This is a genomic window from Streptomyces hoynatensis (assembly GCF_003626535.1).
Lineage (GTDB): Bacteria > Actinomycetota > Actinomycetes > Streptomycetales > Streptomycetaceae > Streptomyces > Streptomyces hoynatensis.
On sequence record NZ_RBAL01000004.1, the window covers coordinates 78,026 to 96,951 of the forward strand.

The 18,926-nt window shown below is 75.1% G+C and carries 20 protein-coding genes; 9 read left to right on the forward strand and 11 right to left on the reverse strand.

Features of this window, described 5'->3' with window-relative positions; all coding sequences use genetic code 11:
* Positions 1 to 97 precede the first annotated feature (97 nt).
* The gene (locus tag D7294_RS08485) at positions 98 to 745 is read left to right on the forward strand and encodes a cysteine hydrolase family protein (RefSeq protein WP_120677263.1); all 648 of its coding nucleotides are present in this window, start codon (positions 98 to 100) and stop codon (positions 743 to 745) included.
* A gap of 52 nt (positions 746 to 797) precedes the next feature.
* Here D7294_RS08485 and D7294_RS08490 read toward each other — a convergent pair whose 3' ends face one another.
* Together D7294_RS08490 and D7294_RS08495 are read right to left on the reverse strand one after the other, a co-directional pair.
* Positions 798 to 1,475, reverse strand: coding sequence for a permease prefix domain 1-containing protein (locus D7294_RS08490; RefSeq protein WP_120677265.1), 678 nt, complete (start codon positions 1,473 to 1,475; stop codon positions 798 to 800).
* Positions 1,472 to 1,825 (reverse strand): PadR family transcriptional regulator, encoded by a 354-nt coding sequence (locus D7294_RS08495; protein ID WP_120677267.1) that lies wholly within the window; start codon positions 1,823 to 1,825, stop codon positions 1,472 to 1,474. The genes D7294_RS08490 and D7294_RS08495 overlap by 4 nt, the downstream gene beginning before the upstream one ends.
* A gap of 98 nt (positions 1,826 to 1,923) precedes the next feature.
* Between D7294_RS08495 and D7294_RS08500 the strand changes: the two genes are divergently transcribed.
* Both D7294_RS08500 and D7294_RS08505 read left to right on the forward strand, forming a co-directional pair.
* The gene (locus D7294_RS08500) at positions 1,924 to 2,361 is read left to right on the forward strand and encodes a hypothetical protein (protein WP_120677269.1); all 438 of its coding nucleotides are present in this window, start codon (positions 1,924 to 1,926) and stop codon (positions 2,359 to 2,361) included.
* A 4-nt stretch (positions 2,362 to 2,365) separates the two neighbouring features.
* A complete protein-coding gene (locus D7294_RS08505; RefSeq protein ID WP_120677271.1) occupies positions 2,366 to 2,662 on the forward strand; it encodes a DUF3817 domain-containing protein in 297 nt (98 codons plus the stop codon).
* Between the two features lie 195 nt (positions 2,663 to 2,857).
* On the opposite strand, the gene D7294_RS08510 is transcribed toward D7294_RS08505, so the two are convergent.
* From D7294_RS08510 to D7294_RS08520, 3 genes are all read right to left on the reverse strand, one after another.
* Entirely contained in the window at positions 2,858 to 4,795 is a 1,938-nt protein-coding gene (locus D7294_RS08510) for a hypothetical protein (RefSeq protein WP_120677273.1), read from the reverse strand.
* Between the two features lie 354 nt (positions 4,796 to 5,149).
* Positions 5,150 to 7,066 carry an AMP-dependent synthetase/ligase gene (locus D7294_RS08515; protein ID WP_120677275.1) on the reverse strand — a complete coding sequence of 639 codons (1,917 nt, stop codon included), beginning with the start codon at positions 7,064 to 7,066 and terminating at the stop codon, positions 5,150 to 5,152.
* A gap of 100 nt (positions 7,067 to 7,166) precedes the next feature.
* The gene (locus tag D7294_RS08520) at positions 7,167 to 8,489 is read right to left on the reverse strand and encodes an acetyl-CoA C-acetyltransferase (RefSeq protein ID WP_120677277.1); all 1,323 of its coding nucleotides are present in this window, start codon (positions 8,487 to 8,489) and stop codon (positions 7,167 to 7,169) included.
* Between the two features lie 75 nt (positions 8,490 to 8,564).
* Between D7294_RS08520 and D7294_RS08525 the strand changes: the two genes are divergently transcribed.
* Positions 8,565 to 10,010 carry a 3-oxoacyl-ACP reductase gene (locus D7294_RS08525; RefSeq protein ID WP_120677279.1) on the forward strand — a complete coding sequence of 482 codons (1,446 nt, stop codon included), beginning with the start codon at positions 8,565 to 8,567 and terminating at the stop codon, positions 10,008 to 10,010.
* On the forward strand, positions 10,007 to 10,972 hold the full coding sequence (locus tag D7294_RS32990) for a MaoC/PaaZ C-terminal domain-containing protein (RefSeq protein WP_241562203.1): 966 nt from the start codon (positions 10,007 to 10,009) through the stop codon (positions 10,970 to 10,972). Before D7294_RS08525 ends, D7294_RS32990 begins: the two co-directional genes overlap by 4 nt.
* Before the next feature lie 51 nt (positions 10,973 to 11,023).
* Here the strand turns inward: D7294_RS32990 and D7294_RS08535 are convergent, their stop codons facing one another.
* The gene (locus D7294_RS08535; protein WP_241562204.1) at positions 11,024 to 11,674 is read right to left on the reverse strand and encodes a TetR/AcrR family transcriptional regulator; all 651 of its coding nucleotides are present in this window, start codon (positions 11,672 to 11,674) and stop codon (positions 11,024 to 11,026) included.
* Between the two features lie 73 nt (positions 11,675 to 11,747).
* Here D7294_RS08535 and D7294_RS08540 point away from each other — a divergent pair, with 73 nt between their 5' ends.
* From D7294_RS08540 to D7294_RS08550, 3 genes are all read left to right on the forward strand, one after another.
* Complete coding sequence (locus tag D7294_RS08540) at positions 11,748 to 12,215, forward strand: SCP2 sterol-binding domain-containing protein (RefSeq protein ID WP_120677283.1); 468 nt, start codon at positions 11,748 to 11,750, stop codon at positions 12,213 to 12,215.
* Positions 12,216 to 12,221: 6 nt separating this feature from the next.
* Complete coding sequence (locus D7294_RS08545; protein ID WP_120677285.1) at positions 12,222 to 13,436, forward strand: acyl-CoA dehydrogenase family protein; 1,215 nt, start codon at positions 12,222 to 12,224, stop codon at positions 13,434 to 13,436.
* 272 nt (positions 13,437 to 13,708) lie between these two features.
* On the forward strand, positions 13,709 to 14,290 hold the full coding sequence (locus D7294_RS08550; RefSeq protein WP_120677287.1) for an LOG family protein: 582 nt from the start codon (positions 13,709 to 13,711) through the stop codon (positions 14,288 to 14,290).
* 78 nt (positions 14,291 to 14,368) lie between these two features.
* Here the strand turns inward: D7294_RS08550 and D7294_RS08555 are convergent, their stop codons facing one another.
* The 3 genes from D7294_RS08555 to D7294_RS08565 all read right to left on the reverse strand — a co-directional run bounded on the left by D7294_RS08555 (position 14,369) and on the right by D7294_RS08565 (position 16,575).
* On the reverse strand, positions 14,369 to 15,100 hold the full coding sequence (locus tag D7294_RS08555) for a phosphotransferase family protein (protein ID WP_120677862.1): 732 nt from the start codon (positions 15,098 to 15,100) through the stop codon (positions 14,369 to 14,371).
* A 630-nt stretch (positions 15,101 to 15,730) separates the two neighbouring features.
* On the reverse strand, positions 15,731 to 16,141 hold the full coding sequence (locus D7294_RS08560; RefSeq protein WP_206619485.1) for a hypothetical protein: 411 nt from the start codon (positions 16,139 to 16,141) through the stop codon (positions 15,731 to 15,733).
* A complete protein-coding gene (locus D7294_RS08565; RefSeq protein WP_206619486.1) occupies positions 16,138 to 16,575 on the reverse strand; it encodes a MarR family winged helix-turn-helix transcriptional regulator in 438 nt (145 codons plus the stop codon). Before D7294_RS08565 ends, D7294_RS08560 begins: the two co-directional genes overlap by 4 nt.
* 518 nt (positions 16,576 to 17,093) lie before the next feature.
* On the opposite strand from D7294_RS08565, the gene D7294_RS31840 reads away from it, so the two are divergent.
* Positions 17,094 to 17,258, forward strand: coding sequence for a hypothetical protein (locus D7294_RS31840; protein ID WP_158674586.1), 165 nt, complete (start codon positions 17,094 to 17,096; stop codon positions 17,256 to 17,258).
* 166 nt (positions 17,259 to 17,424) lie between these two features.
* Here D7294_RS31840 and D7294_RS08570 read toward each other — a convergent pair whose 3' ends face one another.
* Both D7294_RS08570 and D7294_RS08575 read right to left on the reverse strand, forming a co-directional pair.
* Complete coding sequence (locus D7294_RS08570) at positions 17,425 to 18,018, reverse strand: GxxExxY protein (RefSeq protein ID WP_147450791.1); 594 nt, start codon at positions 18,016 to 18,018, stop codon at positions 17,425 to 17,427.
* Positions 18,019 to 18,173: 155 nt separating this feature from the next.
* Positions 18,174 to 18,911, reverse strand: a complete 738-nt coding sequence (locus D7294_RS08575) for a TetR/AcrR family transcriptional regulator (protein WP_241562205.1) — start codon at positions 18,909 to 18,911, stop codon at positions 18,174 to 18,176.
* Between the last annotated feature and the right edge of the window lie 15 nt (positions 18,912 to 18,926).

Here is an 18,926-nt window from a genome sequence, read left to right on the forward strand (position 1 = left end):
AACTCCTGGCGGGAGCATACAAACGGGGCCTGTCACCACGTGCCGGCGACCAGCCGATGCGTGGATACCGGCCGAAGGCCGGAGCGTGAGGAGACCGATGCCCCCCATGGACTACACCGATCCGCAGTGGCGTTCCTCGGCCCTGGTGCTCGTGGACGTGCAGCGGGACGTGCTCGACGACGGCGCCCTCCCGGTGGCGGGGACCCGCAAGGTGCTGCCGCGCCTCGCCGAGCTGGTGACGGCGTTCCGCGCGGCCGGACGCCCCCTCGTTCACGTCGTGCGGCTGTATCCGCCGGGCGGCACCGACGTGGACCTGCCGCGCCGGGCGGCCGTCGAACAGGGCCTCGGCGTTCTGGCGCCCGGCACGCCGGGCAGCCGGCTGCTCCCGGAGGTCCTGGGCGAACGGTGTGCCGAGCTGGATGCGGAACTGCTGCTTTCCGGGCGTCCGCAGTGGCTCGGGGCCGACGAGGTGGCCCTGTACAAGCCGCGTTGGAGCGCCTTCCACCGCACCGTCCTGGAGGACCTGCTGCGCGGGTGGAACGCGAACACGGTGGTGGTCGCCGGCTGCAACCTGCCCAACTGCCCGCGAGCCACTCTGTTCGACGCCAGCGAGCGCGACCTGCGCTCGGCACTGGTGACGGACGCCGTCTCCGGGGCGAGCCCGGAGCGGCTGGCCGATCTCGCCGGGATCGGCGTGCGGCTCACCGTCACCGCGGAGGTGGTGGCGGAGCTGGCCGGGCCGTGACCGGCCGGTCGGGGCGCCGGGGGTGAGCGGGGCGGGCCGCCGTCCCCGCGCCTCAGGCGAGGGGCCGGGGCTCGGGGGGCCTCGCCAGGCGGGCGCAGTGCCGGCAGGCGCGGGCGGCGGCGGCGATCCGGGTGTGGCCGGCCACCGTGAGGAGGGCGAGCACGGCGGCGAGGGCCAGGTGGCCGGTCAGGGCGGCGGCGGTGGCCAGCGTGAGGGCGCCGAGGCCGAGCGTCACGGCCGCGGCGGTCCCGGCCCAGGCGACCGCGAAGGGCAGCCCGCGCGGGAGGGGCAGACGGCGGCCGAGCCCGCCGGTCACGGCCAGGGCCGCGGCGGCGAGCAGCGCCGCAAGGGCCGCGGCGCCGCCCAGGTGGGCGGCGGTCACCTCGGCGGCCGACAGCGGCCGGCCCCCGGGCACCGTCGTCACCAGCTGCCGGCAGAGCAGCAGCAGGGGCGCGGCCAGCGCGACCCGGCGCGCGGTGTGCCTGGCCTGGGCGATCGTCAACTCCCGCTGGAAGGAAGGCGCGACCTCCTCGACGGTGCCGAACTCGCGGACCGCCTCGCGGGCGGCCCGCTCCCGCTCGGCCGGCGTGCCGTCCCCGGCCCGGTCGGCCACCGCGTCGGCGAGCCCGTCCCGCACCTCGGCCAGCATCCGGTTCTTGGCGCGCGCCGGGCCGTGGAGCGCCGCGGAGAGGGCCGTGACATGCCGCTCGACCGGGTCGGCGGAGCTCACGCGGCCGGTCCCGGGGCGGCTGCGGGGCCCTGGCCCGGGTCGAGCACGGACCCGATCGCGGCGGTGAACCGGCGCCAGGCGGTGCGCTCCTCGGCCAGGCTGCGGCGGCCCGCGTCGGTCAGCTCGTAGCAGCGCCGCCGCCGCTCCCCGGCGGAGCGCCAGTCGCTGCGCAGCAGCCCGAGCCGCTCCAGCCGGTTGAGCGCCGGGTAGAGCGTGCCGGTGCGCAACTCGAGGGCGCCGCCGCTGCGTTCCTGGACGGCGGTGATGATCGCGTACCCGTGCAGCGGCCCCGCCTCGAGGACGGACAGCAGCAGGGCGTCCAGGTGTCCCCGAACGGCGTCTCCCTTCATAGGTAGACAGCCTACAGCTCCGCCCGGGGTGTCGTGGTATGTATTGGCTACCTACATGTTGGCTGTCTACTCTCACTCGTGGTTCCTGGAGGACACCCGTGACCGCGTTCCTGCTGTCGATTCACGTCCTGGCCGCGATCCTCGTGGTCGGGCCGATCGCCGTGGCCGCCTCCGCCTTCCCGCGGCACGCCCGCGAACCGGGCCCGGAGGCCGCCGGGCGGGCGGCGTTCCTGCACCGGATATGCCGGGCGTACGCCGTGGCCGGGGTCGCCGTCCCGGCCTTCGGCATCGCCACCGGCGCCTCGCTCGGCGTCCTCGGCGACGCCTGGCTGCTCGCCTCCCTCGCCCTGACCGCGGGCGCCGCCGGGTTGCTGGCGGCGGCGATCCTGCCCGCCCAGCGGCGGCTGCTGGCCGAGCCGCCGGGGGAACCGGGGCCGGCCGCCCGGCTGTCGGCGCTGACCGGGATCTTCAACCTGCTGTGGGCGGCCGTCGTGGTGCTGATGATCGTCCGCCCCGGCTCGTCGACGGGGGCGTGACCCGATGACCTCGCTCCGCGCGCTCCGGGCGGCGGCCGCCGTCGAGGCCGTCTCGCTCCTCGTCCTGCTGGCCAACCTCGCCACCGTGCACGTCGAGGCCGTGGCCTCGCTGGCGGGGCCGGTGCACGGCACCGCCTACCTCGCCATCATCGCGCTCACCGCGCTGACCCCGGACTTCGCGGCCGTCCCCGGCGCCCGGCTGCTCGCCTGGGTGCCGTTCGCCGGCGGCATGCTCGTGCTGCGGCGGCTGCCCCGCGGGGCGCGGCGGCGTGAGGGACCCGCGGCGCGGGCGCCGCGGTGAACCGGCGTGGTGACGGCCGCCGTTGACCCGGCCGTCACCGGCCCGGCGCGGGCCGGCGGGAGGCGCCATGGGCCCGTCCGGCCGGCCGCGTCCGTCAAGGCAGCGGCCGGTCCCCCGGGTGCAGCCCGGGAACCCGCACCGGACCCGTGGCCGGCGGCGAGGACGGCGCCGCCCGGCCGGGGGAGCGCCGGTGGGTCAGGGGCTCGTGGCGCCGGTGGCGCGCAACCACAGCACGAGGTGCCAATCCTGGTCGTTGGCGACGGGGTCTGCGGTGTGGCCCGGGCGGCCGTCGATCGCGGAGGGCATGACGAAGGCGCAGGTCGCCGAGCCGTCTTCGCGGTAGTTGGCCATGTTGGCGCGGAGGATCGCCTCGGCGAGACGGTCGGTGCCCGGGGTGCGGAGGGTGGCGGGCAGGCGCAGGAGGGTGGTGGCGGTCAGGGTGCTCCAGTAGTGGGGGAAGACGTCTCCCCACAGGCGGTTGGCCCCGAACCAGTAGCCGTCCCAGTGGCGGATGGCGATGCCGTGCAGGCGGGCGTGCGGCTGCGGGCCCCCGAAGGCCAGTAGCCAGGGCAGCCGTTCGGATATGGCGTCGTGGAAGACGGCTTCGCCGGTGAGGGCGTGCGCGTCGGTGAGGAGGTCGATCAGCGGGGCCACCATCGACTGCTCGTAGTTGACCTCGTGCGCGGGCAGCCGGCGGCCCCGCGCGACGAACTCGCGGGCGCTGTCGACGAGCCGGTCCCGCAGGGCGGCGGCCCGCACCGCCTGCCCGGCGGCCTGGAGGCTGCCGCACACGGCGGTGGTGGTGGGGGAGCTCCCGATGGACAGGTGGGTGGCGCCGCCCAGTTCGAAGCTGCGCTCAAGGATGCAGGCGGCGCGCGCCAGGTCCTCCTCCCGCCCGTGGACGCAGTACCGGTCGTGGAAGAACTGGGCCAGCCACGGCATGTCGTACAGCCGGGGCTTGATGTGCCGGCTGAAGGAGCCGCGGCGGGGCGCGCCGGTCTCGTCCAGCAGGTGGCGGACGGCGAACCGGGACCAGCCCTCAAGCAGCGGGCCCGGCTCCTCCGGGTCGGCCAGGCCGCGGGCGGCGGCCTGCTGGAGCAGCAGGGGCATGGCGATCCGCTCCGAGCCGTCCGACCAGTCCGACCAGCCGTTGGTCGCCAGCCTCAGCCCGGTACGGGTGTCGACCGGCACGAACGCGTGGGCCAGCAGGCCGGGCCGCTCCACCGGCCGCTGGTGCGCCGCGATGTAGGCGACCCGGCGCCGGACCATCTCCTCCAGGGGCAGGTGGAACAGGACCTCGGTACGGGCGCCTTCCCCGACGTCGAGGGTGTGGGTGCCGTGCACCGACGACTCCACGCGGAAACGGCCCTCGCTCTCCCGGGTCACCTGCACGCCGGGATCGGGGCTGTCCACGAAGGCCGCCTCCACCAGGATCGGCTTCCCGACCTCGGCGGCGTAGGCGGAGAAGGCGGCGGGCGGCCGGGTCGCGGCGGTGAACTCGGCCACCGAGGCGTACCAGCCCAGCTCCCACTCCAGCGTGACCGCCTCCCCGGGGGCCAGGTGCAGCGCCGGCTGGCCGCCGAACGCCTCCGGGTTGCGCGCCCGGTCGGTGACCAGCAGCACCAGATGGCCGCGGACGTGGGAGAGGGACGCCTGGTTGCGGGACTCCACCGCATACGCCCGCAGGGCGCCCTCCCGCACGACCAGGCCCAGGCAGCGGCCCCGGCCCGACATCGGCTGCGCCAGGGCCCACGCCCAGGTGCCGCCGGTGAACAGGTGCGCGTGCACCGCCCGTTCCAGCGAACCCTCCGCGTCGGGGTACCAGTCGGCGAACGGGGTCTGCACGCCGAGTCCGGTGAGCGTAAGGGGTTCTGCGGCGGTGTTCACCACCGCGTACCGCTCGCGCAGCAGCTCGCCGTCCACCCGGCGCCGCACCTCGACGCAAACCCCGGGCAGCGGCGTGTGCACCGCCTCCACGGCGCCGTCCACCACCCGCAGCGCGGCCGGAGCGTGCCAGCGGGCCGCGCCCCGGTCCGTGACCAGGTGGCCCGAGCCCCACTGGTGTTCCAGGGAATGCCACACGGCCGTGGCCGCGTCGTGCAGAAAACCGCGCTCGGGGGCCTGCTCGTCCACGAACTGCGACGGCGCACCCGTGACCGGATCGAGCTCAGCCCGCCCGGAACCGAAGAGAAGTGCCGGGGGAATCCGGGTCTCGACAGGCGGCAACGGCGTGGCCTTTCCCTCCGTGCGGCGCCCGGCCTCGCAACCGGCGCGCCGAAAGCGCTTTCTCAGATCCGCGGGCATGCCGCCGCATCGCCCCGTCCCCACCCGGGGGAAGGCGCGCCGGACGCCCTCAGCATCGCCACCCGGGCGCGGCACCGTCAACCCTGTCGCAACAGAATCCAACAGGAATGTCCAAAGCCGGACAGGGGGATGGAATGAAAGCCGGAGCCGGAGCCGGGGTGCGGGCGCAGGCCCAAGGGCCCGTCACCTCGCGTACAGCTCCTCGACGGCCTCGGCGTAGGCCGCCGCCACCGCCTGCCGTTTCACCTTCAGCGACGGGGTGAGCAGCCCGTTCTCCTCGGTGAACTCGCCCGGCACCAGCACGAACTTCCGGATCGCCTCGGCCCGGGACACCGCCTCGTTCGCGTAGTCCACCGCCCGCTGCACGTCGGCGCGCAGCTCGGGGTCCCGGCACAGCTCCTGGCGCGGCGTGTCGAGGGGGCGCTTGCGCACCGTGAGCCAGTGGGCGAGTGCCTCGGGTTCGAGGGTGATCAGGGCCGCGACGAACGGGCGCCCGTCGCCGACGACCATGCACTGGCCGACCGGCGGGCGGCTGCGCAGCCGGTCCTCCAGGACGCTGGGGGAAACGTTCTTGCCGCCGCTGGTGACGAGGATGTCCTTCTTGCGGCCGGTGATCGTCAGATAGCCGTCCTCGTCGAGGCGGCCCAGGTCGCCGGTGGCGAACCAGGCTCCCTCGCCCAGCGCCTCGCGCGTGGCCGCCGCGTCGTTCCAGTAGGCGCCGAACACCGTGCCGCCGCCGACCAGCACCTCGCCGTCCCCGGCGATGCGCACCGCTGTCCCCGGGATCGGCCGCCCGACGGTGCCAGGGCGCGGGGCCAGCGGCGGGATCAGGGTGGCGGCCGAGGTCGTCTCCGTGAGGCCGTAGCCCTCGTAGACGAGGATGCCGCAGCCGAAGAAGAAGAGGTTCAGCCGGCGGTCCAGCGGCGAACCGCCGCTGATCGCGTACCGGATGCGGCCGCCGAGCGCGGCCCGGACCCGGCGGTAGACCAGCAGGTCGTACAGCACCCTGGCCAGCCGCAGCCCGGGCCCGGGGCCGCGCCCCTCGCCCAGGTAGGCGCGCAGCGCCGCCTGGGCCCAGGCGACGGCGATCCGGTCGGCGCGGTCGAACGAGGCGCCGCGGCCCATCCGTTCGGCCTGCGCCCGGCCGAGGTCGTGGATCTTCTCGAACAGGTAGGGCACGCCGACCAGGAACGTCGGCCGGAACGAGGCCAGTTCGGGCCGCAGCTCCTCGGGCCGGACGCTGGGGCAGTGGCCGATCTCGATCCGCGCGGACAGGCAGGCGAGCTGGATGGTGCGGCCCAGGATGTGGGCGAGCGGCAGGAACACCAGCGTCGAGGGCGTCTGCCTGGCCACTTCCAGGAAGACCGGCTGCAGCAGCTCCACCAGGTTGGCGGCCTCGGCGTGCAGGTTCGCGTGGGTGAGCACGCAGCCCTTGGGGCGGCCGGTGGTGCCCGAGGTGTAGACGAGGGTGGCGACCGACCCGGGGGAGAGGGCGGCGCGCCGGGCGGTCAGCTCCGCGTCGGGCACCGCGCGGCCGAGCGCGGTGAGCCTCGCCAGCGCGCCGTCGTCGATCTGCCACAGCGGCCGCTCCCCGATCACCTGCCGGGCGGTGGCGGCGTGCGCGGCCGTCTCGACGACGACGAGCGAGGCGTCCGAGTCGGTCACGATCCACTCGATCTGCCCGGCCGACGAGGTGGGGTACACCGGCACGCTCTGCCCCCCGGCCGCCCAGATCGCGAAGTCGAGGACGGCCCACTCGGGGCGGGTGCGGGCCATCAGCGCCACCCGGCCTCCCGGGGCGAGACCGGCGGCGATCAGGCCCTTGGCCACGTCCGCCACCTCGCGGGCGAACGCGGCGGCGGTGACCGGCAGCCAGCGCCGCCCGTCCGGCGACTTGCGGCGCATCACGACCGCGTCCGGGGCCTCGGCGGCATTGCGGAAGGGGATGTCCGCGGCGCTGCCCGTGGTGGGCGGCGCCACCAGGGGTGCGGCCCGCACCTCCCGCACCGTTCCGCCGGCCTCGCGCGTCACCTGGTAGGCGACGCGGTCGGCGAGGTCGCCGCGCTTCTTCGCCCGCTTCAAGTCCTGCCTGGCGCCCATGGCACTCCCTGGGGTCGAGGCGGCCCCGGAGGGCCGGGTGTGGCGGTGTGGGGTCGTGGGGGAGAGGAGCGGGGGAAGGGCGGGAGGGCGGCGGCTTCCGTCAGGCGGCCGCCGCGGTGGCCGGCGCAGTGGCCGGGGTGGCCGGGGCTTCGAGGAGGGCGGTCACCGCCTGGCCGCCGGCCGCGCAGATCGAGATCAGCCCGTGGCCGGTGCCGCGCGCGTGGAGCAGCTTGGCCAGGGTCGCCACGATGCGGCCCCCGGTCGCGGCGAAGGGGTGCCCGGTGGCGAGCGAGGAGCCGGTGACGTTCAGCCGGTCCCGGTCCACCGCGCCCAGCGGCTTGTCGCGGCCGAGGCGGTCCCTGCAGAACGCCTCGTCCTCCCAGGCGGCCAGGGTGGCGAGCACCTGGGAGGCGAACGCCTCGTGGATCTCCAGGAGTTCCAGGTCGCCCAGGGTCAGGCCCGCCTGGTCGAGCAGCGCGGGCACGGTGTGGGCGGGGGCCGTCAGCAGGCCGTCGGGACCCGACACGAAGTCGACGGCGCCGGTGCGCGCGTGGCCGAGGTAGGCGAGCACCGGCAGGCCGTGCGCGGCGGCCCACTCCTCGCTTGCCAGCAGGACGGTGGCGGCGCCGTCGGTCAGCGGGGTGGAGTTCCCCGCGGTCATCGTGCCCTCCTGGCCGCCGAACACCGGCCGCAGCCTGGCCAGTTTCTCCGGCGTGCCGTCCTCGCGCAGGTTCTGGTCGCGGCTCAGCCCGCGGAAGGGCGTCAGCAGGTCGTCGAAGAAGCCCTCCGCGTAGGCCGCGGCCAGCCGCCGGTGGCTGGTGGCGGCGAACGCGTCCTGCTCCCGGCGGCCGATGCCCCACTCGGCGGCGGTGCGCGCCGCGTGCTCGCCCATGGAAAGGCCCGTGCGCGGCTCGGCGTTGCGCGGGATCTCCGGCACCACGTGCCGCGGCCGCAGGCCGCCCAGGGCCCGCAGCCGCCCGCCGAAAGAGCCGGCCCGCCTGGCGCGCAACAGCACCTGGCGCAGCCCGTCGTTGAGGGCGAGCGGCGCGTCGCTCGCGGTGTCCACGCCGCCCGCGACGCCGCACTCGATCTGGCCGAGCGCGATCTTGTTGGCGACCAGGATGACGGCCTCAAGGCCGGTGCCGCACGCCTGCTGGACGTCGTAGGCCGGGGTGCGGCTGTCCAGCGCGCTGCCGAGCACGGTCTCCCGCGCGAGGTTGAAGTCCCGGCTGTGCCTGAGCACCGCGCCGGCCACGAACTCCCCCAGCAGCCTGCCCTCCAGGCCGAACCTGGCCACCAGGCCGGACAGCGCGGCGCCGAGCATCTCCTGGTTGGAGGCGGTGGCATACGGCCCGTCGGCGCGGGCGAAGGGGATGCGATTGCCGCCGAGGATCGCCACCCGGCGGGCGACTGCCGCTGTCATGCCCGTCTGCTCTCTCTCCCTGTGCGCTCCTGCTTTACTTCTCAGTAGACTTACCTTCCAGTAAGGAGGAAATCAATGGCCGATCGGTATCTGTCGTTCGCCACCAGCCGCCCCGGCCGCTTCCTCGCCCGCCGCCTGGGGCTGCCGCGGCCGGTCCGGCTGACGCGATACCGGCCGGGTCAGCCGGTGGCCCGCGGCCCGGTGGTGCTCGGCGGTGCGGAGGGTGCCCGGGCCGGCAAGCAGCTGCGCGCGGTGCTCGACTCCTGCGGGGCGCGGGTCGGGGAATCGCAGGGCAGGGAGGGCGGGGGCGAGCAGCGCGGGGAGGGCGGGGGCGAGCAGCGCAGGGAGGGCGGGGGCGAGCGGCGCAGGGAGGGCGGGGGCGAGCGGCGCAGGGAGGGCGGGGGCGAGCGGCCCGGCGCGCTCGTCTTCGACGCCACCGGCATCGCCGACAGCCGGCAGCTCGCCGAGCTGCACGCCTTCTTCCACCCCAGGGTCCGCGCCCTGGCCCCCTGCGGCCGGGTGCTGGTGCTCGGCAGCCCGCCCGAGACGGCCGCCACCCCGGGAGAGGCAGCGGCGCAGCGGGCGCTGGACGGCTTCGTCCGCTCGCTCGGCAAGGAGCTGCGGAACGGCTCGACGGCGCAGCTGGTGCTGATACCCCCCGGTGCGGAGGACGCGCTGGAGTCCACCGTCAGGTTCCTGCTCTCGGCCCGCTCGGCCTACGTCTCCGGGCAGACCCTGCGGCTGGCCCCGGCGGGCGCGGCGGCGCCGGCGGACTGGGACCGGCCGCTGGCCGGCCGGACCGCCCTGGTGACCGGGGCCGCCCAGGGCATCGGCGCGGCGGTGGCCGAGGTGCTGCACCGCGACGGCGCCCACGTGGTGTGCCTCGATGTCCCGGACAAGGCCGAGGCGTTGCGCGCGGCCGCGGACCGCCTGCGGGGCACCGCGGTCGCGCTGGACGTCACCGGCGAGGACGCCGCGCGCCGGCTGGTGGACGGGCTGAGCGGCCCGGCGGCCGAGGGGCTCGACATCGTGGTGCACAACGCGGGCATCACCCGCGACAAGACCCTGGGCCGGATGGACGCCGCCCGCTGGCAGGCGGTCATCGACGTCAACCTGCGGGCCGTCGAGCGGCTGACCGCAGGGCTGCTGCCGCAGCTCCGCGACGGCGGCCGGATCGTGTGCACCTCCTCCATCAGCGGCATCGCGGGGAACGTCGGCCAGACCAACTACGCAGCGAGCAAGGCCGGGTTGATCGGCCTGGTCCAGGCCACGGCCCGCGCCGCGGAGACCGCGGCGCGCGGCATCACCGTCAACGCGGTGGCGCCCGGGTTCATCGAGACCCGGATGACCGCCGCCCTCCCGCTGTTCATCCGCCAGGCCGGCCGCCGGATGAACAGCCTGAGCCAGGGCGGCCTGCCGGTCGACGTGGCCGAGGCCGTCGCCTACCTGGCCTCGCCGGGCAGCGGCGCCCTGAACGGGCAGGTGCTCCGCGTGTGCGGCCAGGCCCTGCTGGGAGCGTGACCGCCGTGCTCGCCGCCTACGCCCGCGCGCTGGTGCCGCGGCGCCGCGCCGACCCCGCCGGGGCCGTGGTGCCCGAGCGGACCGTGGTGCTCCCCGACGTGGCGTTCGGCCGGGACCGGCTGGAGCGCTACGCCCGCCTCACCGGCGACCCCGCCCCGCGGGACCGGGTGCCGGCCTGCTACCCGCACCTGATCGCGTTCCCGGCCGCCATGGACCTGATGACGCGGCGTGACTTCCCGTTCCCGGTGCTCGGCCTCGTCCACACCGCCAACCGCATCGACCAGGTGCGGCCGATCGGCCCGGCGGAGCGGCTGACCTACCGGGTGGGGATCGAGCAGCCGCGCCCGCACCGCAGGGGCAGCACGTTCGCCGTGGTGACCGAGGCCGACGACGGCACCGCCGTGGTGTGGCGCTCGGCCGCCACCTACCTCAGCCGCCACCCGCGGCCCGAGGGCACCGCTCCCGGCCCTCCGGAGGTGGGGGATGGCACGGTGGGGGATGGCGCTACGGGAGAGTGGCCAGGCGCGGAGGCTGCGGCGGCGGGGCATCCGGCGGCGGTGCATCCGGCGGCGGGGCGTCCGGCCGCGGGGCGTTCGGGCGGGGAGGAGGAGCCCGGCGGGGCGTGGGCGGCCGAGGAGTGGACCGTGCCGGCCGCCATCGGCCGCAGGTACGCGGCCGTCTCGGGCGACCGCAACCCGATCCACCTGCACCCGCTCACCGCCCGCCCCTTCGGCTTCCGCCGGGCCCTCGCGCACGGCATGTGGACCAAGGCCCGCTGCCTGGCCGCGCTGGCCGAACGGGGCGCCCTGCCGGAGGAGTTCACCGTGACGGTGACCTTCCGCGCGCCCGTCCTGCTGCCCGCCCTGGTGACCTTCAGGACCCGCGGCGGGGCGTTCGGCCTGCGGGGCGAGGACGGCCGCCGGGAGCACCTGCGCGGCCTGGTGTCCCCCCACCGGGCCTGAGGCCGCCCGGTGGCACCCGCGGTGACCGCGCCGCCCACCCGGCGCCCGCGGTCACCGCGGGGGCGCCCAGACCTCGCCCGCCAGCACGTTGCGCATGCCCACCCAGGTCATGTTCATCAGCCGCAGCGTGACGCCCTCGGGCGGCTCCCCCGGGTGCAGCTCCATCCAGTCGGTCAGCGAGTCGGCCGCGCCCACCAGGGCGTGGGCCACGAAGTCGGCGTCGTCCCGGCCCAGGTGCACCGCGCCGCCGGCGCCCCGCGCGATGCCGTCGCCGATCAGCCCGGTGACCTCGGCCCGCACCGAACGCCTGGCCGCGGCCAGTTCCGCCGCGATGGCCTCGCTCTGCTCGGGCGCCTGCCGGTGCAGCACCACCCAGCTGTCCCGGTGCGCGGCCACGAAGCCGAAGAACGCCGTCAGCCCCGCCCACAGCCGCCTGGCCGGGTCGTCCCCGGCGCCGGCCGCCTCCCGGAACGCGGTGACCAGACGCTGGGTCTCGCGCCGGATGCAGGCGATGAACAGGCCCTCCTTGGAACCGAGATACAGATAGACCATCGGCTTGGAGATGCCCGCCAGGTCGGCGATCTCGTCCACCACCGCCGCGCGGTAGCCCCGCTTGGCGAAGACCCGCAGGGCGGCGTCGATGATCTCCTGCTCGCGCACGCTGCGGGGCAGCCTGCGTCTCGGCCTGTCGATGTCGGTCACCCTTGCCAGCCTATCCACACGTCTTCTAATCTTACTCATCAGTAAGTCTACTTGAGGGTAAGGAATGGATGCGATGCCCGATCCGACGCCCGGCCTCGGCGGCCTGGCCGACCTCGACTTCGCGAGCATCACGCCGGCCGAGTTCGCCGCGCTGGTCAAGAAGCTCTCAGGCAAGGAGATCGCCGAGCTGATGCGCGGCGACCTGCGCACGCGCGTGCTGGCGGAGATCTTCGCCCGGATGGTGCGGCAGTTCCGCCCGGAGAGCGCAGGATCGCTGCGCGCCCTGATCCGCTGGGAGGTGCTCGGCGACCCGGCCGTCGTCTACGAGACCACCATCGCCGACGGCGCCTGCACCGTACGCGAGGGCCGCTCCGACGCCGAGCCGCGGGTGACGCTCACCCTGCGCGACGCCGAGTTCCTCAGGCTGGTCTCGGGCAACGGCAGCCCCGTCACGATGTTCATGACCCGCAAGCTCAAGGTCGGCGGGGACATCGGGCTGGCCTCGGGACTCACCCGCCTCTTCGACATCCCCAAGGCGTGAGGGCACATGAGCGGTTTCTCCCTTGACCTCACCGAGGAACAGCGCGACCTGCGCGACTGGGTGCACGGCTTCGCCGCCGACGTCGTACGGCCCGCCGCCGCCGAGTGGGACGAACGCGAGGAGACCCCCTGGCCGATCATCCAGGAGGCGGCCAAGATCGGGCTCTACGGCTTCGAGTCGCTGGCCGAGATGTTCGGCGACCCGAGCGGGCTGTCCCTTCAACTGGCCAACGAGGAGCTGTTCTGGGGCGACGCCGGCATCGGCATGGCGCTGTTCGGCACCTCCCTGGCCGTGGCGGGGATCTTCGCCGCGGGCACCCCGGAGCAGCTGGCCGAGTGGGTGCCGCAGTGCTTCGGCGACGCAACGGCCCCCAAGGTCGCGGCGTTCTGCGTCTCCGAACCCGAGGCCGGCTCCGACGTGTCCGCCATGCGCACCCGCGCCCGGTACGACGAGGCCCGCGACGAGTGGGTGCTCAACGGGCAGAAGGCGTGGATCACCAACGGCGGCATCGCCGAGGTCCACGTCGTCGTCGCCTCGGTCGACCCCGCCCTCGGCGCCCGCGGCCAGGCGGCGTTCGTCGTCCCGCCCGGCACCCCGGGCCTGGCCGGCAACCGCAAGATCAAGAAACTGGGCCTGCGCGCCTCGCACACCGCGGACGTCTTCCTCGACGACGTCCGGGTGCCGGGCCACTGCCTGCTGGGCGGCAGGGAACGCCTCGAACGCCGGCTGGCCAGGGCCAGGGAGGGCGGCCGGGCCAAGGGGCAGGCGGCGATGGCCACCTTCGAGGTGTCACGGCCCACCGTCGGCGCGCAGGCGCTCGGCATCGCGCGCGCCGCCTACGAGTACGCCCTGGAGTACGCGGGCGGGCGGGTGGCGTTCGGCCGCCCCATCGTCGAGAACCAGGCGATCGCCTTCGCCCTGGCCGACCTGCGCACCGAGATCGACGCGGTGCGGCTGCTGATCTGGCGCGCGGCCTGGATGGGCCGCAACGAGCGCCCCTTCACCGCGGGCGAGGGCTCGATGGCCAAGCTCCGCGCGGGCGAACTCGCGGTCCGCGCCACGGAGAAGGCCGTCCAGATCCTCGGCGGCGCCGGCTACAGCCGGGAGCACCCGGTGGAGCGGATGTACCGGGACGCGAAGATCTACACCATCTTCGAGGGCACGAGCGAGATCCAGCGCCTGGTCATCGCCCGCGCCATCTCGGGCCGCCAGATCCGGTGAGCCGGCGGCGGGGCCGGGGCGTGCGGACGGCACACCCCCGCCCCGTCCAGCGCGAGCCCCGCACCGCGCACGAACGGGCGCCACCAGGCGCGCGTACCCTTGCCGTCCCTCCCGGAGGGGTGGGCGGCGAGCCGGGCCCCCGCCGGGCGCCGCCACCTGCCCCCGCCTCGCCGGGCCGGTCCGAGGGTCGTTACCCGTGGTTAAGCCTTGGCCGGCGCCGGCCCGCCTGTGGTACACCGGAGCCTCCGCCGCCGCCGACCCGGGAGATCTTCATGCGCCGCCTCGCCGTCTTCCTCGCCTCCTCCGACGGGCACGACCCGGCGCACGCCGAACTGGCCGCCGGCGTGGGCACGGAGCTGGCCAGGCGCGGGATCGGCCTCGTCTACGGCGGTGGCCGCCGGGGGCTGATGGGCGCGCTCGCGGACGCCGCCCTGCAGGCGGGCGGCGAGGTCATCGGCGTCATCCCGCGCAGCATGGTCGAGCGGGAATGGGCGCACCAGGGAGTGACCGAACTGCTCGTCTGCGACTCGATGCACGAGCGCAAGGCGCTCATGGCCGAGCACGCCGACGCCTTCGCCGCCCTGCCCGGCGGCCTCGGCACCCTGGAGGAGATCTTCGAGGTGTGGTCCTGGCGCCAACTCGGCTTCCACGCCAAGCCCGTCGGCCTCCTCGACGCCGGTGGCTTCTGGACGCCGCTGCTCGCCGCCCTGCGCGGCATCGCCGACGCCGGCTTCCTTGCCGCCGCCACCCTGGACGACCTCGCCGTCGCCACCGACCTGCCGGGCCTGCTGGAGGCACTGGAGGAGCGGCTGCGCGCCATCCCCCGGCCCGCGCGCGGCGAGAGCCTGCGGTAACGCGGGGGGCCTGCGGCGGGTCCCGCCCGTCTAGCCAGTGCCGGGCGGGGGTGCGGGGCGCTCGCGCGAGGCCCAGGCTCACGGCATCCGGGCCCGCAGGACGGCGATCTCGGGCGCGGGGTCGAAGCCGTGCTCCGACAGCCAGCGGATCGCGCTCAGGCTGCGCACCGACCACCAGGCCCGGATCACGTCGCGGTCGACGTCGGTGCCGTACCCGGCGAGGACGTCATCGAGGTGCTCCTCGTGGCCGAGCGTCAGGGTGGCGAGGTCGAACAGGGCATCGCCCGGGCCCGCCTCGGACCAGTCGAGCACGCCGGTGACCCGCTCACCGTCGACGAACACGTGGGTGATCTGGAAGTCGCCGTGTGCGAACACCGGCGTCCACGGCCGCAGCGCCGCCTCGGCGACCCGGCGGTTGTGCGTGACCACGTCGGCGGGAAGGATCCCGCCGGCGATCAGCATGGCGCATTCGCGGTCGAGGTGTGAGACGGTCTTGTCCAGGCTCTGACCGGGCCACGGCGGCGGCGGCGCGTCGTGCAGCGCCCGCGCGGCGGCGCCCGCCGCGGCCCACGCCCCCGGCGTCGCCTGCGAGGGCTCGCCGAGGCGGCCGAGCGCCACCCCCGGGAGGGCGGCCAGCGCCAACACGGGCGGCTTGCGCCACAGGACCTCCGGGGTCGGGATCGGCGCCCTGGCCATGGCCTCGACCTCGACGTCGGCCCGCGCCTGATCGGCGTCCACCTTCAGGAACACGTCGCCGACGCGCAGGGTCGTGCGTTCGCTGTGGGCGACGACGACCTCGACCTCTGCCATGGCGGCCTCGACCTCTTCCACGCCGGCCATTGTCGCCGGGCGGGCGGCGCAGTTCACCGGGTTTTCCCGCGCCGGGGCGCACCGGGCCCCCGGTGGGGGTGGGGTTTGTGGGTGGTCTGCGTGGTGGGTGGTTGGCCGGGGCGGGAGCGGTGGGCGGTCTACATGGCGGGTGGTCGGCCGGGTGCGGGTGGGTGCGGATGCACGAGGGGGAGGCTGGCTGCGGAGGGGGGTGCCGTGGGTGGCGGGGGGTTGTCCGTCTGCGGGGGTGTGGGGGGTGGGGCGCCGTTCCGGGGTGGGTGGGGGTGCGGGCCGGTGGATACGGGGGTGGCGGGTCTCGTCGCGGCCGGGGTCACAGAGGCAGCTGCTGCCGCGTACGACTTCCCGCCGTGGGGACGGCCGGGCGCCGTTGCTGAGGCCATTCCCGTCGACGAGAGAGGTGAGTTGTTCTTCCCCCGGGATGGCACCCGGCTGCTATTCGGGGGGTTTGCCCTGTGGGCGGCTGGTGCCGTGGGCGCAGGGGGCCGTCGGGTTGGCGTGGACGCAAGTGCAGGGAAAGTGCGCGAGGACCGGAAGGTCCACGGATACGGCTCGGCAGTCACGGCATGTGGCTGGTGTTGGGCTGGGGCTGGGTCAATGACCGTTGGCCGTCCAGGGGAACGGGGTCCGGTCCGGTGCCACCCAGCCCGTGCGGGCGGGAGCGCTCGCGAGCGTTGCCGGGTGGTAGAAGCGGGTGAGCAGGCGCTTGTCGAGGAGCGCGGGGTGGAGGGCGGCGAAGTCGTCGAAGTCCGCGCAGGGCGTTTCGGCGGCGTGGTGGCCCACCAGTTCGACCCAGGCGCGGCTGATGGTGGTGTGGTACTTCTGCGGCGCGCCGGCGTATCGGGCGGTGCGCCGGATGCCGCCGCTGACGAGGGTGATCGCGGCGGGCGTTCCGTATCGGCGCACGGCCAGCCAGGTCAGGTGCACGTGCTGGCGATGCCCGAAGTGCCCGGTACCCGCCATGACTTGGGTCATCAGCTCGTCGAACGGATCGGCCGCACTCACGCCCCCACCTCCGCCAGCGCCCGGAGCACGGCGTGAAAGCCCTCGACGGCTTGGCGCGGCAGCCCGTCGAGGGCGCGGCGTTCCAGTCCGGAGACGGCCTCGGTGACGGTGGCCGCCACCTGCCGCCCGGATTCGGTGAGTTCGATGAGCACGGAACGGCGGTCACCCGGACGCGGCCCGCGGGTGACGTGGCCGCGCCGCTCCAGCCGGTCCACGATGCTGGTCAGCGTGGTCGGCCGGGAGCCGACCGCGGCGGCAAGTTCGGAGGCGGTACGGGGGCGGCCGTCGGCGAGGTTGGCAAGGGCGTTGATCTCGGCGGCGGTCAACCCGAGCCCGGCGAGTTCGGCGGCGAGGACCTGAAGGGTGGCGTGAGTGGCGCGCTGGAGCGCCAGAAGAGGAGAGAGACCTTCCGGCGGCACGTCTGCGGATGTCACGAAAATGGATAGTACGAATTCGTAGTAACTTGCGCAAGTGCCTTCCATCGCCGCCCACCCCCGCCGCCCCGTTTCCTGCTCACCGGTCCCTCCCGGAGACATGACCGGGCACGCGTGCCATGCGTCGAACGTCCCACGAAGCTCGGTGGAGTCTCCGCTTTTCGTCGACGGGAATGGCATCGGCAACGGCGCCCGGCCGTCTCCGCGTCGAGAAGTCGTACGCGGCAGCAGCTGCCTCTGTGACCCCGGCCGCGACGAGACCCGCCACCCCCGTAGACACCGGCCCGCACCCCCACCCACCCCGGGACGGCGCCCCACCCCCCACACCCCCGCACACAGACAACCCCCGCCACCCACGGCACCCCCCCTTCCGCAGCCAGCCTCCCTCTCGTGCATCCGCACCCACCCGCACCCGGCCGACGGCCCGCCACGTAGACCGCCCACAGACTCCGCCCACAGACCCCGCCCCCCGGCGGGAGCCCGGTGTGCCCCGGTGTGCCCCGGCGTGAGCCCCAGGAGTGCGCCCCCCGGTGGTCGTCGGCGGCGGCATTCGCGAGACCGAGGCTCTGCTGCCGCTCTTCGAGCGGATCGTGAACCTGATCCGGCGCCATGCGCCCCAGGCCGCCATCGCGTTCAACACCAGCGGCGGGGACAGCGTCGAGGCGGCACAGCGGTGGCTTTGAAGGCGGCCGCTCCCTTGAGACGCGGTCGGCTCGTACCCGATGCGGTGTGAGTTTCGCGCGGACGCGCGGGCGCGCCGGCTTCGGCGGACAGCCGCTCGTCCGCGCCCCCGGGTGAGCCTTCCCGCCGGGTGGGGGGTGTGGGCCTCCGGCGGGCGGCCCGGTGGGATCAGCTCGTGTGCTCGAAGAAGATGTCGACCGCCGGGGTCTTCCTGCGGAGGAAGCCGCCGAGCTTCACCATCTCGCCGGCGGTGGCCTCGTCCACGACGAAGGCGACGACCACCGCGGGCGTTCCGCCTTCGCTCTCACCCTCGCTTTCCTCGGAGCCCGAGGGCTCCTCGATGGCGTCGACCTTCTCCCGGTCTTTGTCCACCCTGGCGGCGAAGGCATGCGGCTTCTCCGCGCTCGTTTCCGCCTTGAGTTCGACGATGACCTCGTTGTCGAGCAGCAGGTCCGCCCGTTGCCTGGCGCCCGCCCCCGCATAGCTGCGCGCCTGCCGGCTGACGGACAGGTTGCTGTTCGCCCGCAGCCACAGGTACAGCTCGAGCTCCAGCCACAGCTCCCAGCCGCCGTCGCTGTTGTAGGCCGCGGTGATGCGCTGCGCGTTCGCCTGCGCCCACCCCGCGGCGTGCCCGACGAACGTGTTGACCGCCGCTTCGGCGGCGCTCATCTCGTCCTCGGACATGTGTTCCTCGGAGTCCTCGCTCGGCGAGTACGACCCTTGAGAATCCGGCTCTTCCTCCTCGGAGGAACTTCCGTCCATGGCCTTTCCCCTTCCCCTTGGGCCAGGTGTGGGGAGGACTCTGGCACGGTAATGCGGCGCCGGACATGCCTACTTCCGGCCGCAATCGGGGTGGCGCACCCGCCGCAGGAGGCACCCCCGGCTCAGCAGGGGGCGGGCGGCGGCCCGGGGCCGGGTTACTGCCGGTGGCCGGGGGCGGGTGCGGGCTGCGTCTGGGACAGGCGCAGGAACTCCTCCATCGCCGCGTCGACGCCCGCCCGGTCGCCGGTGGCGAGCAGGTCGAACAACAGGCCGCGGACGGCGGCGAGTCCGAGGCGGGCGCGGGCGCGGGCCGTGGCGGGGTCGGCGCCCTGCGCCCGCTCCGCCTCGGCGAGGGGGGCGAGCCAGTCGGTGACGAGGCCGTCCAGGACCGGCACCGCCTCGGGGCGTCCCTGAAGGGCCTGGCCGCAGATCTCGAAGAACAGCCGTTCCTGCGCGGCCAGTCGGGGGTCGGTGAGCCGGTGCCAGAGGCTGCGGGCGGCGTCGGCGGGGGAGAGCGCCGGGTCGTGCCCGAGCCGGGCGAGTGCCTCGCGCTGCCGCTCCTCGGAGGCCCGCACGATCTCGACGAACAGCCGCTCCTTCGAGCCGAAGTGGTGGATCAGCATGCGGTGGCTGGTCCCCAGCGCGGCGCCGAGGCGGCGCAGGCTCAGGCCGGCGATGCCGTGCTCGGCCACGTAGTCGGTGGCCGCCGCGAGGAGTTCCCCGCGGCGGTCCACCGCGCCGTCACCCCCGGGCTCCGCGGGCCCCGCTGCCTCGCCCCGCTCCTCCGTGGCCTGTTCCCGGGCCTCCGTGGCCTGTTCCCGGGGCGCCTCGTCCCGTTCCTGCGCGGCGCGCGGGTCAGGGCCTTGGGCGTTCCGCTGTCGTTTCGTGGACACCGCCCGACTGTACCA